General features: G+C 65.1%; 11 protein-coding genes. 5 read left to right on the plus strand and 6 right to left on the minus strand.

The features are described from left to right. Position 1: 1 nt before the first annotated feature. The 3 genes from BLEFHOIH_RS02385 to BLEFHOIH_RS02395 form a co-directional block, all read right to left on the minus strand. A complete protein-coding gene (locus BLEFHOIH_RS02385; protein WP_088342906.1) occupies positions 2–2308 on the minus strand; it encodes an AAA family ATPase in 2307 nt (768 codons plus the stop codon). Further along, positions 2289–3548 (minus strand): outer membrane beta-barrel protein, encoded by a 1260-nt coding sequence (locus tag BLEFHOIH_RS02390; protein ID WP_170936951.1) that lies wholly within the window; start codon positions 3546–3548, stop codon positions 2289–2291. The genes BLEFHOIH_RS02385 and BLEFHOIH_RS02390 overlap by 20 nt, the downstream gene beginning before the upstream one ends. Before the next feature lie 197 nt (positions 3549–3745). Next, the gene (locus BLEFHOIH_RS02395) at positions 3746–4318 is read right to left on the minus strand and encodes a polysaccharide biosynthesis/export family protein (protein ID WP_125461548.1); all 573 of its coding nucleotides are present in this window, start codon (positions 4316–4318) and stop codon (positions 3746–3748) included. 351 nt (positions 4319–4669) lie between these two features. On the opposite strand from BLEFHOIH_RS02395, the gene BLEFHOIH_RS02400 reads away from it, so the two are divergent. Together BLEFHOIH_RS02400 and BLEFHOIH_RS02405 are read left to right on the plus strand one after the other, a co-directional pair. After that, entirely contained in the window at positions 4670–5668 is a 999-nt protein-coding gene (locus tag BLEFHOIH_RS02400) for an NADPH:quinone oxidoreductase family protein (RefSeq protein ID WP_088342909.1), read from the plus strand. A gap of 155 nt (positions 5669–5823) precedes the next feature. Continuing rightward, positions 5824–6300 carry a metallophosphoesterase family protein gene (locus BLEFHOIH_RS02405; RefSeq protein WP_088342910.1) on the plus strand — a complete coding sequence of 159 codons (477 nt, stop codon included), beginning with the start codon at positions 5824–5826 and terminating at the stop codon, positions 6298–6300. Here BLEFHOIH_RS02405 and BLEFHOIH_RS02410 read toward each other — a convergent pair. After that, on the minus strand, positions 6297–6503 hold the full coding sequence (locus BLEFHOIH_RS02410) for a hypothetical protein (RefSeq protein ID WP_088342911.1): 207 nt from the start codon (positions 6501–6503) through the stop codon (positions 6297–6299). The two genes, BLEFHOIH_RS02405 and BLEFHOIH_RS02410, sit on opposite strands and share 4 nt — an antisense overlap. 516 nt (positions 6504–7019) lie before the next feature. Then, entirely contained in the window at positions 7020–8498 is a 1479-nt protein-coding gene (locus BLEFHOIH_RS02415; RefSeq protein ID WP_088342912.1) for a catalase, read from the minus strand. 100 nt (positions 8499–8598) lie between these two features. Between BLEFHOIH_RS02415 and BLEFHOIH_RS02420 the strand changes: the two genes are divergently transcribed. Then, a complete protein-coding gene (locus BLEFHOIH_RS02420; RefSeq protein ID WP_088342913.1) occupies positions 8599–9522 on the plus strand; it encodes a LysR substrate-binding domain-containing protein in 924 nt (307 codons plus the stop codon). A gap of 74 nt (positions 9523–9596) precedes the next feature. Beyond that, positions 9597–10382 (plus strand): SDR family NAD(P)-dependent oxidoreductase, encoded by a 786-nt coding sequence (locus BLEFHOIH_RS02425; protein WP_245296839.1) that lies wholly within the window; start codon positions 9597–9599, stop codon positions 10380–10382. Between the two features lie 221 nt (positions 10383–10603). Here the strand turns inward: BLEFHOIH_RS02425 and BLEFHOIH_RS02430 are convergent, their stop codons facing one another. Beyond that, positions 10604–14209 carry an AsmA-like C-terminal region-containing protein gene (locus BLEFHOIH_RS02430; protein ID WP_170936952.1) on the minus strand — a complete coding sequence of 1202 codons (3606 nt, stop codon included), beginning with the start codon at positions 14207–14209 and terminating at the stop codon, positions 10604–10606. 490 nt (positions 14210–14699) lie between these two features. Between BLEFHOIH_RS02430 and BLEFHOIH_RS02435 the strand changes: the two genes are divergently transcribed. Further along, positions 14700–15161, plus strand: a complete 462-nt coding sequence (locus BLEFHOIH_RS02435) for a peroxiredoxin (RefSeq protein WP_088342915.1) — start codon at positions 14700–14702, stop codon at positions 15159–15161. The last annotated feature ends 37 nt before the right edge of the window (positions 15162–15198 follow it).

Raw genomic sequence — 15198 nt, forward strand, 5'->3', positions numbered from 1 at the left:
ACTAAGCAACTTTGTTAAAAGATTTATATTCCAAATAATTATGGGCAAAATCGTCGACGACACGGTTCATCACCGCGCCCAGAATCTTGGGCTCCAGCCCCGGCGTTTCCTGCAAGGCGGCGCGGACGGCGCTGCGGCCGGTCCGCTCCGAGGCGACGACCAGGGCGACGGCGTCGGCCTGATTGACCAGGAAGCGGGAATCCGCCACAGGCAGCAGCGGCGAGGCATCGATCAGCACCAGATCGTAGATTGCGCGGACATCGGCGATCAGCCGGCCGAGATCGCGGGAGGCGAGCAGCGTGAGCGCCTCGGCGCCGGAGGCGGCGCTGGCCCCGGCCATGACATGCAGGTTGGTGGCCTGATCGCGCAGTATCGCGCCCTGGAATTCGCAATTGCCCCGCACCACGCCGATCAACCCCGGCGACGGCACCAGTTCGAGCCGCGCGGCGACGCTTGGCCGGCGCAGATCGGCGTCGATCAGCAGCACGCGGTCGCCATACATGGCGCAGGCCCGAGCCAGATTGATCGCGACCGTCGACTTGCCTTCGCTTGGCAGCGCCGACGTCATCAAGATCACCGAAATCTGCCGCTCGGCCGCCGCCTGCCGCAGGGTGAAGCGGAGTGAATGAATGCTTTCGGCAAAGGGCGAATCCGGCTCGCGGATGACGAGATCGGCGAGGCGCCGCTCCTCCGCCCCGGGATCATTGGGCACCAGCCGGGCCAGCCGCGCCGCGCCGGCCCTCAGCGCCACCGGCTGGGCCGCGCCGGCATGCCGCGCGTTCAAGGGCTCGACCAGCGGGATGGTCGCCAGCGGCCTGAGGCCGAATGCGCTCTGCAGGTCGCTCGCGCGGCGGAAGCCTTCGCTCAGCATGCCGCGTGCCAGCGCCAGGAACAGCCCGGCGGCGAGGCTGCCGAAAAAGCCAAGGCCGATCATCAGGCTCTTGCGCGGATAGCTCGGCGAGAGCGGCACGGTGGCGGCCGAGAGGATGCGGGAATCGGGGAGCTGCATATGGAGCTGGGCGGCGGTTTCCTTGGCGCGGGCCAGAAAGGCCTCGAAAAGCGCCCGGTTCGCCTGCGCCTCGCGCTCATATTCATGCAGCTTCACCGCCTTCTGGTTGAAGGTCGCGGCGCTGAGCTTCAGCTCTTCGAGGCTGGCATTCAGCGAGGCATGATTGCTCTTGGCCATCTCATATTCGGTGCGGGCGCTGGCGACGATGCGGTCCAGCTCGTCGCGGATCTGGCTGCTCAGATTGATCAGCTCGGCATTGACGCTGATGACTTGCGGGTGGCGGGCGCCGTAGCGGCTGGTCAGCTCGGCCTGCTTGCGGGCGACATCGGCATATTGATTGCGCATATTGGTGAGCACGGCCGATTGCAGCACGTCGGGCGAGGCGGCACCGGAGCGCAGCTTGTCGGCGTTGATCTCGCGCAGCTGCTCGAATTTCGACTGGGCCTCGGCGGCGCGGGCGCGGGCCATGACGAGCTGCTCGTTGAGCTGGGAAATCTGACGGTCGGCGAGGTTCTGCCCATCGGGATTGAAAAGCCCGGCCTCGGCCTTGAAGGATTCATAGGTGTTCTCGGCGGCGAGGAGCTTGGTGCGCAGCCGTTCCACTTCGTCATTCAGCCAGCCGGTGGCCTGACGCGTGGCGGCGTTCTTGGCGCCGATCTGGTCGGCCAGATAGGCGTCGGCGATGCTGTTGGCCAGCAATGCCGCCTTCGGCGCGCTTTCCGACCAGACGCTGAGCTCGATGACATAGGTCAGATTGCGGCGCGCGGCGTTGATCTTGCCGCTGAGCGCCTCCGCCGCCAGCGCCAGCCGGTCGACCGGCACGGCCTCCTCGGAGGGGTTGAAAACCGCGCTGAAGGGCGCGATCAGCATGGTCTTCAGCCAGCCGACAAGGCTCGGCGAGCCCATGAATTCGGCATCCTGGTCGAGATGAAGCTGCTCGGCGACCTTGCGCAGGATGGCCGGCGATTTGATCATCTCCGCTTCGCTTTCGATGGCGCTGTTCTCGGTGCCGGGCCGGCCGATCACCTCCTGATCCTTGAGGATCTGGGTCTTCCGGCTGTCCACCAGCAGCGTTGCCGTCGCCCGCGATTGCGGCGTCATGCCGAGCACGACGATGGCGCTGACGCCTGCCGTGCCGATCAGGGTGGTGAGCGCGATCAGCCGCACATTGCGCCGAAGGCTTTGCAGGATCGCGCCCAGCGCCTCGCGCTCGGCGTCCATTTGCGTCTTGGCGGGGCCTTGCGCGCCGGGCAGCGCCCGGACCGGCTGGCGGCCGCGCTCAATATTGTGCTGTAACATTGACCATCACCACATGTCGGCTGAAGGAAAATTCGGAGAGGGTCGAATCCCGGTCGTAATAGGAATAGTCGAGCCCGAAATTGAGGTTGCGGTTGAGCGAGTAATCGATCCCGGCGCCGAGCTGCAGGACATCGTCGCGCCGGTCCGAGCCGGAGAAATCCTCGTCGGTGAAGCTGCCGCGCAACGTCGCGATGAGGTCGCGGCGGATCTCATAGTCGAGGCGCAGGCCGCCGGTGACATCGATGCGCGAATCCTGATTTTGCGCCGCCATCTCGGCGATGGAGCGCGAGCCGAAAGCCGTCACCGTCATCAAGGGCGTCATCAGCCAGGTCAGTTGCCCGTTGGCCGCGAGCCCGTTGGTCTCCGGGATTTCCGGATTGGTGTAGCTCTGCTCGAGGATGCCGGCATCGACCGAGCCGAACAGCATCGGTGTCAGCAGGAATTCGACCCCGGCCCGTGCGTCATAGCCCTCGGAATCGCGGTTAAGGTCGCCGGTCCCTTCATAGTCGCGCTGATTGACCTGAAAGCGGGTGAAGGCGCGGTAACCGGGCGAGAAGTCGTAGAAGGGCCTGACGCTGGCGGTCGCGATGGTGCCGTCGCGGAAGGATTGCTCGATGGTCGCGCCGGAAAAGGTCTCGCCATTCTGATAGGTCAGGTCGCGGATGCTGCCGCCGACGGTGACGCCCAGCCGGTTGAACGTCTTGGTCACATAGGCTTCGGCGGTCAGGTCCTCATAAGGAATCGGCCCCAGGCTGTCCCCAGGAGAAAAGCCGTCGCCGGGGAGCTCGAAGCGGCGCGCCGCCTCGAAACGCGTATCCAGTTGCAGATCGTTCCGGATCTGGCGCGCGGAGGCGAGGCTCGCATGGGCCTCGGTCCGGTCCTGGCTGTCGAAGCGGTCATATTGAAAATGGCGGGCGCCGGCCTCGAAAGTATGGCGGACAATCTCGCTTGCGCTGCTGACGGTCAGCTCGGGCGCGATGACCAGGGCCATGTCGCTGACAGGGTCGTTCGGCGCGGCGAAGATGTTGCTGTCATAGGCACCGCCGACCGTAACGCGCGGATAGAAGAAGATGTTGTCGTAATAGAGCCCGGCCGGTGCCAGATAAGGGCGCGCGCGCTGCCGGACCGGCACGTTCGCCTCGTCCTGGACGCTGTCGCCCGCGAGGCTGGCGTGAGAGCCGAGAGCGCTGAACAGGAGCATCGCGATGCCGATCGGCAAGAGCGCGAACTGCGCCTCCACTCCGTGACTCGAACATTGCACCAACACACAAACTCCCTCTCGCGGAAAGATCCAGACCCACGGGCCCGATCGTCCGGTACTCTGTCGCGGAAAATGATCGATTCCTGTCGCCGCAAGCATGAGCACCGACAATCCTCTCAGTTCACCCGGCGCCTTGATTGTCTTGCCTCAGGAGATTTTGAAATGATGGGATGACATCAAAAGAAACGCTCAGGGATCTTGATGCTGTCCCCGGGCAGGATTGGGAAATGACCGTCATCGACTTTCACCGGAATAGGATTTTTGCTGGAATTGCGAATGATATAAATCGTCGATTCATTTGCTCTGTAAGTATATCCGCCTGCGATCGCGGCAATGTCTTGCGCAGAAATGCCTGGCCGGTACGGGAATTGTCCGGGATTCTTGACCTCGCCGATAATATTGATCGGCCGGTAGTTCAGAATATCGATGGTCACGCGCGGATTGCGCACATAACCGCCCTTCAAGTGCTCGATCAGGCTGAGCCGGAAATCGTCGAGCCCGAAGCCGCCGGCGCGAATTTCACCGACCAGCGGGAAGGCGATCTTGCCGTTCTCGTCGATCTGGAATTCACCTGTGAGGTTCGGCTCATCGAAGACATTGATCTTCAGCCTGTCACCCGGCGCCAGCGCATAGGCGGTGCCGGGAAGGGCGGAGGTTGTGGTGGTATCGCCGGTCTCGGCCGTCCCACCGCAGGCGGCCAGACCTGATACGGCGGCCACCATCGCAACGATTTTCAACGCCCCAAGCAAAACACACTCCGCAGTAGCTAAACGACAAATTGCACCAACCAGTTGCGCTACCTGATCTCATAATCGCTCAACGTGCAGAAGCTGTTTTTACCTTTTATCAAGAGTTTTCACCCCAGCCGTGGCTTTACGGCATCGGTTTCGCGGGACGGAATTGGGCGCAATGCGCTTGCCAGGGGCCGGTTCGCGGGCAAGAATGACCTCGAATCGGAGCCTTTGGGCAGCGTGCGGGCGGAGTGGATCGTGCCCCGTTTCGGTGCGATTTCCACAGGCTCCATGGCGCGCGAAGGCCGGCCTGATGCCCGCAATGCGCGAATCGCCCAGCGGGGTGCCAGGCCATACGGAGATGCGTGGATGAAGGCGATGTTGAGCAAGATTGCGGGCGGCCCGGAGACGCTGGTTCTGGAGGAGATCGCCGATCCGCTGCCGGCACCGGGCGAAGTCGTGCTCGACGTCAAAGCCTGCGGCGTGAATTTTCCCGACAGCCTCATCATCCGTGATCTCTATCAGTACAAGCCGGAGCGGCCGTTCGCGCCGGGTGGCGAAGTCAGCGGGGTGGTCACCGCCGTGGGCGAGGGCGTGAAGCGGCTGAAGGCGGGCGACCGGGTGATCGGCTCGGTGGGCTGGGGCGGCATGGCGGAGAGGCTGGCGGTGGCGGAGAACCGCTGCATTCCGATCCCCGACATGATGCCGTTCGATCAGGCCGCGGCCTTCATCATGACCTATGGCACCTCCTATTACGCGCTGAAGCAGCGGGCGTCGCTGAAACCGGGCGAGACGCTGCTGGTGCTCGGCGCGGCCGGCGGCGTGGGGTTGGCGGCGGTGGAACTGGGCAAGGCGATGGGGGCGCGGGTGATCGCGGCGGTGTCGTCGGAGGAGAAGCTGGCACTGACGGAGGCGCATGGGGCCGATGCCGGTGTCGTCTATCCGTCCGGCCCGTTCGACAAGGAGGGGCAGAAGGCGCTCGCCGACCTGTTCAAGGGCGTCTGCGGCAAGGACGGCGCCGATGTGATCTACGATCCGGTCGGCGGCGATTATGCCGAGGCGGCGCTACGTGCGATTGCCTGGGAGGGGCGGTTCCTGGTGGTCGGATTTCCGGCGGGCATTCCGAAACTGCCGCTCAATCTGACGCTGCTCAAATCCTGCCAGGTGGTTGGCGTATTCTGGGGTGAGTGGACGCGACGCTTCCCGAGCCAGAACGCGGAGAATATCCGCGAACTGCTGGAGTTTTACGCCAAGGGTGCGATCAAGCCGACGGTTTCGGCGCATTTCCCGCTGGAGCGGGCGGGCGAGGCGATTTCCTGGCTCACCGACCGCAAGGCGATGGGCAAGGTCGTGGTGACGATCGATTAGGACGGCGCGGCAATGACTGATGGCGGCATGGGCACAACCGATGAATTGGACAGCGGCTTTTTCATGAAGCGGGCGCGGATGTGCCGGCATCTATTCGGCGCCGCCGATTTCCGGGCGGAAGCCCTCGCCAGATCGAGCGCCTATTGAGTCCCCGCATGACAGAGCTGGACGCGCACGCCGTCATCGGCGTGATCTCCGACACGCATGGCCAGATGCGGCCTTCCGCGCTCGCGGCATTGCGGGGCTCCGATTTCATCATCCATGCGGGCGATGTCGGCCAACTCGATGTGCTGGACAGCCTGCGGTCGATCGCGCCTGTCCTCGCGGTGCGCGGCAATGTCGATCCGAACGGAGCGGACGCTTTGCCGATGAGCGCGATCGTCTCGCTCGGCGGACACAGGATTTACGTGCTGCACATTCTCGCCGATCTGGCTCTCGACCCGGCCGCGGCGGGTTTCGCGGCCGTCATCTACGGCCATAGCCACAAGCCCGGCATTGCGGAGAAGAACGGCGTGGCCTATTTCAATCCGGGCGCCGCCGGACCGCGCCGTTTCTCCTTGCCGGTAACGGTCGGCAGGCTGCGGCTCGCCGGCAGCCTGCTGAAGCCGGAGATCATCCCTATCGAGGGCTAGGCAGGGATGAAGATGCCGAGCACGAGCGCGGCGAGGATCGAGAACAGGATCAGGTAGAAGGCGGCGGCCGCACCCTTGCCGGAATCGAGCGGCTGGGCCGGCGCCGGGCTCGCGGGCGCCTCGCTGGCATGATCGGAGGCCTCGCCGAGGGCCGGGATGGTCAGCAGGGTCGGGCGTCTGGAGACTGCGTTCGCACCGTGCATGGCTGATTCTCCGCAAAAACCGCGCCGCTCGCGCAGTGTTTCCGTCTGTCGCGATGGAGATCGAAGGGGTTCAATCTGGCGTGTAACGCGCCATGATGGCGAAAGTTCGCACGGGACTGCATTCATGCATCGGGGCGTGGCAAAGCCCCCTCACCCGGGCCCTCGCGCGCCCGCCCTCTCCCGCGAGGGGAGAGGGCAAAAAACAAACGCGCACGCTGGAAAGACTTCAGATAGTGGCGAATGACCACCGCTTTCCAGCCCTCTCCCTTGTGGAGATCGTTGCGTATGCCACGGGCCGCTCCCCTCCGTCGTCCCGCGCGGCCGTCGGGCCGACCGGGATCCATCGCCGCACAGCGAGCACCGTGCTTGCTGAGAAGCGAGTGGGCCCCGGCTCTGACGGCCGGGGCGACGGAATAAATTGCTGAATTTTGCAGAGGTCCCCTGTGGGAGAAAAAAAGCCGCCGCGCGGGGAGGTCCCGCGCGGCGGCTTCTTGCTGAAGGGTGCCCCCTCCGCGACTACTCTGCGGCAACCGCGCTCGGCAGATCGGCGGCGCTGAGGCCAGTCCGCTTCGCCACGCCTTCGCCATAGGCAGGGTCGGCCTTGTAGAAATGCGCCACCTGCCGCTTGATGATCTCGACCGGCACGCCGGCCATGGCTTCGGCGATATTGTCCATCAGCCGCTCCTTGGCATCGGGGGCCATCAGCCGGAACAGGTCGCCCGGCTGCTTGTAATCGTCATTGCCGAGCCGGTGATTATAGCGGTCGGCATCGCCGGAAATCTTCAGCGGCGGTTCGGCCGCGCTCGGGTCCTGCACCGCCCCGCCGAAGGAATTCGGCTCGTAATAGGCGTCGAGGCTCCCGGTCAGCGGCTCGAAGAAGCGCATTGAGCCGTCCTTATGATAGTGATGCACCGGGCATTTGGCACGGTTCACCGGCAGCGCCTCGTAATGGGTGCCGAGCCGGTAGCGATGCGCATCGGCATAGGAGAAGATGCGGGCCTGCAGCATCTTGTCGGGCGAGAAGGAGATGCCCGGCACGATGTTCTTCGGCGCGAAGGCCGCCTGCTCGATCTCGGCGAAATAATTGTCCGGATTGCGGTTCAGCTCCATCACGCCGACTTCGATCAGCGGATAATCGCCATGCGGCCACACCTTGGTCAGGTCGAACGGATTGTACCAATGCTGGCCCGCCTCGGCCTCCGGCATCACCTGCACGAACACCGTCCATTTCGGGAAATCGCCGCTCTCGATCGAGCCGAACAGATCGTCCTGATAGGATTCGCGCGTCTTGCCGATGATGGCTTCGGATTCGCGGTTGGTGTGGTAGGCGATGCCCTGCTGGGTGCGGAAATGGAATTTCACCCAGAAGCGCTCGTTCGCCGCGTTCAGGAACGAATAGGTGTGCGAGCCGAAGCCGTGCATGAAGCGCGGGCTGGTCGGGATGCCGCGATCGCTCATCAAAATGGTGACCTGATGCAGGCTTTCCGGGCTCAGCGACCAGAAATCCCACATCGCCGTCGTCGAGCGCATATTGGTCTTCGGGTGCCGCTTCTGGGTGTGGATGAAGTCGGGGAACTTATAGGGGTCGCGGACGAAGAACACCGGCGTGTTGTTGCCGACGAGGTCCCAATTGCCGTCTTCGGTGTAGAATTTCAGCGCGAAGCCGCGCACGTCGCGCTCATGGTCGGCGGCGCCCATCTCGCCGGCGACGGTCGAGAAGCGGGCCAGCATTTCGGTCTTCTTGCCGATGGCGGAGAAGATGTTCGCCTTGGAATATTGGCTGATGTCCTTGGTGACGGTGAAGGTGCCGAACGCGCCCCAGCCTTTGGCGTGTACGGTGCGCTCCGGGATGCGCTCGCGGTTTTGATGCGCCAGCTTCTCGATGAGCTGGTAATCCTGGATCAAAAGCGGCCCGCGCTCGCCGGCGGTGATGGAGTTTTGATTGTCCGGGACGGGCGCGCCGGCCGTCGTGGTCAATTTGGGCTTATCGGTCATGGCTGTCTCCCGATGGTATGAAATCCGATGCAGCATGATCCTTGCAAAGCATGATAAGGTCCAAGACGATTAACTGAAAGAGTGATAAGCAAAACTGATAATGCGCGTCACCTTGAAGCAATTGCGCTATTTCAATACGCTTGCGCGCGAGCTGCATTTCGGCCGTGCCGCGGAGCTTTGCGCCGTCTCGCAACCGGCGCTTTCCATGCAGATTCAAGATCTTGAGCGGGAGCTTGGCACCGCGCTGATCGAGCGGCGGCACTCCGGCGTTACGCTCACCGAGCAGGGCCGTGAGGTGGCGGCGCGCGCGGCGCGCATCCTCTCCGAAGTCCATGATCTTGTGGATTACACCCGGCACCAGAGCCGGCTGCTCAGCGGCCCCTTCCATCTCGGCGTCATCCCGACGGTCGCGCCCTATCTGCTGCCGCTGCTGCTGCCGCGCCTGCGCGCGGATTTCCCTGATCTCGAGCTGCATCTGCGCGAGACGCAGACCTCGAGCCTGCTCGCCGAGCTCTCCGGCCAGTCGCTCGACGCGGTGCTTTTGGCGCTGCCGGCGGGCCTGCCGGAGATCGAGACCATGCCGCTGGTCGAGGACCGCTTCGTGCTGGCCATCCCGCCCGGCACCGGCCGCCGGGGCAAGGCCGCACGCGCGGAAGATCTGATCGCTAGCGAGCGGCTTCTGCTGCTGGAGGAAGGCCATTGCCTGCGCGATCAGGCGCTCAGCTTCTGCCGGATGCAGCAGGTCGACGGCGTCTACACGTTCGGCGCCTCGAGCCTGTCCACCCTGGTGCGCATGGTCGCCAACGGCCATGGCGTGACCTTGCTGCCGGAGATCTGCCTGCCCGCCGAAGTGCGCGGCGGCGAAGTCCGCATCATCCGCTTCCCCGACCCGCCCCCGAGCCGGACGCTGGGCCTTGCCTGGCGCGCCAGCTCGCCGCGCAAGCAGGATTTCGCCGCGCTCGGCCGGCTGATGGGCGAGCTTTTGGCGGGAGAAACCGCTCCGCCCGCCGCGCGCAAGAACTGACATCTCCGTCATCGCCAACCCGCGCGCGATCGGGCAAGCTGGACGGCAAAGCAATGCGACCAGGGAGGATGACGATGGCCGGCGGCATGTTCGATCTGAGCGGCAAGGTGGTGCTGGTGACGGGCGGCAATGGCGGCATCGGCCTTGCCATGGCCGACGCAATGGCGCAAGCAGGCGCGGGCCTTGCGATCTGGGGCACCAATGCCGGCAAGAACGCCGCTGCCGAAGCGCAACTTGGCGCGCATGGCGTAAAGGCGAAGGCTTATCTCTGCAATGTCGCCGATGCGGACGCGGTGAATGAGACGTTCGCCGCGACGCTCGCCGATTTCGGCCGCGTCGATGGCTGTTTCGCCAATGCCGGGGTGATCGGGCGCGGCGAGCGGTCGTTTCTTGACATCACCCGGGAGGAATGGCGGCGAGTCATGTCGGTCAATCTCGACGGCATCTTCCACACCTATCAGGCCGTGCTGCGCCACATCGTCGAGCGCGCGGGACGCGGCGATCCGGGCGGACGGCTGGTCGGCATCTCGAGTCTGGCCTCGATCTCGGGCGCGGCCCGCAACGAGCATTATGGGGCGACCAAGGGCGCGCTCAACGCGATGACCTACGCGCTGGCGGTGGAGTTTGCCCGCTTTGGCGTCACCGCCAACGCCATCCTGCCCGGCTGGATCGAGACCGAGATGACGCAAGCGTCGATGGCGAACGAGAAATTCGCCTCGGCGATCATGGCCCGCACGCCGATGCGCCGCTGGGGCCAGCCCGCCGATTTCGCGGGGCTCGCGGTCTACCTGATGAGCGACGCTTCAGCCTTCCTGACCGGCCAGGGCATCCTCGTCGACGGCGGCTATTGGCGGTTTTGAGGGGCTTTTCGTCCGGTTGGCGCTGACGGTCCCAGATCCTCTCCTTTCGTCGTCCCGGACACCGCGAAGCGGTGAGCCGGGACCCAATCATCGATCCGCAAGCACTGCGGCAAGCGGAGAGGCGAGTAGGCCCCGGCTCTGACGGCCGGGGCGACGGAGAATTCTTGGAGTTCACAGAAGCCACCCGAGGCCGTGCGCTAGGCGCCGCAGCGAGGCGTCGACTACCGGGGCACGCTGCTCGGGCGGCCTTCGCTGCGCTTTTGCTCCGGCGGGATGACGCGCGGGGGCTCGGTCTGGTCGAATTCGAAGAGCTGGCGCAGGAAGCCCGGCGCCACCATCGACATTGGATTGACCAGCACGTCCGGGTTCGACGTTGCCCCCTTCACCGCGAAGGTGATGCCGAACAGGCCCTCGCCATTGCGGCTGACCAGGAGGTCGCCGAGGATCGGCACGAGGCCGATGGCGCCGTTCAGGCCGTAGAAGGGCACATAGGTGCCGGACACGTTCACCCGCTCGCGCTTGAAATCGATATTGCCGCGCAAAGTCGCGCCGAGCACCGGGCCGTTGATGGCGGCGTCCTGCAGGATGAACTGGCCGTTGCCGACCGAGAAGGCGACGCGCAGACGGTCGAATTGGAGCTGGTCGTAGAAATTGGCCGGAGGCTGCTGCTGCGCCGCGGGCGGGCGCTTGCCGCCGCCCTTGGGGCCGGACAGCACCTCCTCCACCACCTGGTCGTTGGCGATGGAGAAATTGCGCGCGTAAAGCGTGCCCGACGTCTGGGTGTCGCCGGTGCCGTCGAGATTGACCTTGATCGAGACCTCGCCGCCCCGCGCCGACGGGTAGAAGCCGACGAGGCGGAAAGCGGCGCCGGCATCGGTCGCCTCGGCGAGGATCTGGCGGGGCTGGCCCTTCTTGGCATCGACGCGCGCCGCGAGCGGGCTCTTGCCGTTGAGCTGGCCGTGCAGGTCGAGATAGCTCAGCCGGTTGTTGCGCCGCTTGGCCGTAATCGAGACGGTCTTCAGCGTGGTGTCGAAAAAGCCGATGACGTTCTCGATATCGACCTGGGCGTCGAGCCCTTGCGCGTCCTTGGGCGGCTCGGGCTGGTCCTCGGCGATCTGGCCGGCCGAGAACAGCGAGCGGAAGAACTGGCGCCCGTCGAAGGTCTTGCCCTTCACCCGCACCTGCCAGACATTGCTGCGGTCGAGCTCGCCGCTCAGTTCGAGCTGGGTCTGCTGGTTGAGCATGACCTGGGGCAGGCTGAAGGCGATGGGCTTGTGCTTGTCATTGACCTTGAGGCTGCCGCGAACCGCCAGATCATCGCCCGTCAGGTTGATGTTCTTAACCTCCAGCCCGCTGTCGGACGGCTCCAGATCGAGGCTGAGCGAGGCGCGCTGGCCGGGCGCCTTGCGCCAGCCCATGCTCGGCATCAGCACGTCGGCATCGGTCAGATTGGCATCGAAATGCAGGCCGGGCGTCGCCTTGCCGTTGAAGGTCACCATCAGCTCGGTGGGCACGCCGCCGCGCAGCAGATGGTTGACGTCGAGCCCCATGCCCGCGCGGGCGTTCTCGTCGATGATGGCGCGCAGCCGCAAGGGAGGCTGGCGATCCGGCGCGGCGTCGAAGATGCGCTGCCAGCCGAGCAGCACGGGCACGCCGTTGACGACAAGCTCGCCGCGCGCCTCGAGCGCCTTCTCGGAGACGTCGAAGTCCAGCGAGCCGCCCTTGACGCTGACGCCGCCCGGCAGGTCGTTCGCCTTGATGTCGGCGAGCGTGGCGCGGCCGGTCAGCTTCATGTCCTTGAATTTCAGATCGGCGATCAGCGGCAGGCCGATGCTGAAGCTGGTCGTCGTGGTGCCGATGACTTCAGGCACTTTCATATCCAGCGCGCTGATATAGCCGAGCGAGGGCTGGTCGAGCAGCTCCATGACGCTGGCGGCGGTGCCGGTGCTCTTGAAATGCACCTCGCCGGTCGGCACGCGCGGGCGCAGATCGCCGATGATGAACTGGCCGTCGGTGAAGGTCACGGCGGCGCCCGATGGCAGCGCGATCTTGCTCTCCGGCACGGTCAGGAAGAAGCGCTGCCCGGCGACGACGGCGGTCGCCTTTTGCGTGCGGATGGGCGGCAGCGACTTGACGAAGTGGATTTCCATATCTTCCAGCTCGAGCCGGAAATCCACCGCTTCGGGCGGCAGATGCGCGCCGTCATGCAGGCTGGCGAGGAGATCGGTCGGGATGTCGATATTGACGGTGCCGCCGGAAATGCGTCCGGACGGGATGCGCAGCCCGATCCATTCCCAGGCGCCATGGGCGATGAATTTCGGCCAAATCAGCTTGAAGAAGGCGACCGGCATCGGGCTGACGGTGCCGGTGAGCTTGATGGCGGGCGAGGTGCGGCCCTGGGTGAAGGCGCCGGTCAGGCTGATCTGGGCATCCGCCGCCTGCAGGAAGAAGCGGTCCAGCCGGACCTCGCCGAGGCGCGGATTGTACTCGCCCTTGGCGACCATGCCGTCCAGCGGAATTGAGGGCACGCCGAATTCCTCGGCGCCGAGAACCAGTTCGTCGGCGCCGAAATGGAACGCCCAATGGCCGGTATCACGCTGGCGCTCGATCAGCCCGCGCATCTTGATGCGGCTCTCGCCCCAGACGATGTCCGATTGCGTCAGCCGGATGATGCCCTGCTCGCGCGAATAGGTGAGCTGCAGGGTGCCATTGTCGATCTGGGCGGGGAAGCGCTGCTCCCAGGGCGCGTAGAAATTGCCTTTCTTCAGCGAGGCGCGCACGGTGCCGCTCTGAATGTCGCCATTGCCGGCCAGTTGCAGGTCGGCGGCGAGCGTCACCGGCATGTCCCACATCTTGGGGAGCTGGAAGGCGGGAAATTCGTCGCTGAAGGCGCGGGGCACGATGTCGGCGATGCCGACGCTGAGGCTGATCTGGCCGGTGCCGCGATTCTGCCCGGCGCGGAACTGGAAGCTAAAGGCGTCGGCCGGCGACTGCACCGAGACATTGCCGACGACCGAGCTGGTCTCGTCGCTATGCACCACGTCGATCTCGACCGAGGGCACCGCCCAGCGGGTGATCTGATCGCCGCGATCGAAATAGACGCTGGCGTCGCGAATGGCGAAGCTGGTGAGATAGGCGGACTCGCCGCGCCGCGTGGCGGAGAACAGCTCCTTGAACGCCTGGGTGAGGTTCACCGCCCGCCCGCGCGCCTGCCGGATCATGCCCTCCGACAGGGGCTCGGCGGGGCTCGCGCCAGGGGCCGCGCTGGCGGTCTGATCGGGTTCGATGGGCGACACCGCCCAGCCCTGCGCGCCATCCTTCCTGGGCGGGCTGCTGTCGCCCTTGGCGTCGCGCGGATCGGCGAAGGAGAGCGAGAGGCCGCGATCCTCGGAATATTGCAGGAACAAGCGTGGGCCGATCAGGTCGATCTCGCCGGCGGCCAGGCGTCCCGACATCAGGGCGCGCAAGCTGACATTGGCGGAGGCGAGCGGCGATTCGACGATCGGATTGTTGCCAGCGTCCACGAGACTGACCTTGGTCAGCCGGAACTCGATGCCGAGGCCGCTATCGGCGCGGCGCAGCACCGCGTCGCCGATATCGAAATGCATGCCGGTCAGGGTCCGGTTCACCGCCTTCTCGATCGGCGGCACCAGGAAGCTCATCGACATCGGCGCGTAGACGAGGCGGGCATAGAGCGCGGCAAAGCCGATCAGCCCGATCAGCGCCAGCGTAATGGCGAGCCGGGTGATGATCGACGCGCATTTCTGGGTGACGGTCGCGCCGATCCGCAGCGCCTCGGGCCGCAGCCCCTGACGACCGACCGGCACAAGGGCCTTCGATTGTCCGGCGGGGGGACGGGGCGGCGGAGAGGATGTGAGCGCCCGTCCTCGCGAATTCATTGCTTTGCCGCCTGACATGATCCGCGCTTACCGCCTTGCCTTCCCTGATTGGCCCATTCCCGGTCCGGGCGGACCGGATGCCCGACAGTCCCGCCGGCGTTTTGATTTGGGTGGGCTCGCGCCCGACCAGCGTTTTGGATCGACGGGCTCCCGCCCCCTAAAATCTACCCGCCGGCCAGGGACCTCAGCCCCAAAAACCTTTTAGCAGGCCCAGCTTGCGCCTTGCTGACGCGCCGTCCCCGGCGGGCCGGGGACCGGTGCCCGAAACGCCGCGCCGCCCGCCCCGGCGGCATCAGCTCTGCACGACAATCCCCAGGAAAACCAGCTCAAACTTTGGACTTGATGATAAAGCCGCGTCGCCTAACTATGTGCGCGCATTCCAATGCGGAAAAGCGACAAAAGGAAGGCCGTTGCGACAATGCTGAGCGAAGGTGACAAGGCTCCGGACTTCGAGCTGCCGCAGGCCGGCGGCGAGAGCGTCAAACTAAGCGGCTTCAAGGGCCGTCCGGTGGTGATTTTTTTCTATCCGAAGGACGATACATCGGGCTGTACCAAGGAAGCGCTCGACTTTACGGAGCGGCTCGATGCGTTCGGCGAGGCCGGCGCGCAGGTGATCGGTATCTCTCCTGATAGTGTTAAATCGCATGGCAAATTCCGCGACAAGCACGGGCTGACGGTCACGCTGCTGGCGGATGAGGAGAAAACCGCGATCCAGGCCTACGGGGTCTGGGCGGAGAAGAAAATGTATGGCCGCGCCTATATGGGCGTCGACCGCTCGACCTTCCTCATTGGCAACGACGGAACCATCGCGCGCATCTGGCGCGGGGTGAAGGTTCCGGGCCATGTGGATGAGGTGCTGGCGGCCGTGAAGGCGCTCTGAAGGACCGCGCCGAGCGGCAGGGCTTCCCAGCCGTGCG

The organism is Rhodomicrobium sp. R_RK_3 (genome assembly GCF_002198715.1).
Lineage (GTDB): Bacteria > Pseudomonadota > Alphaproteobacteria > Rhizobiales > Rhodomicrobiaceae > R-RK-3.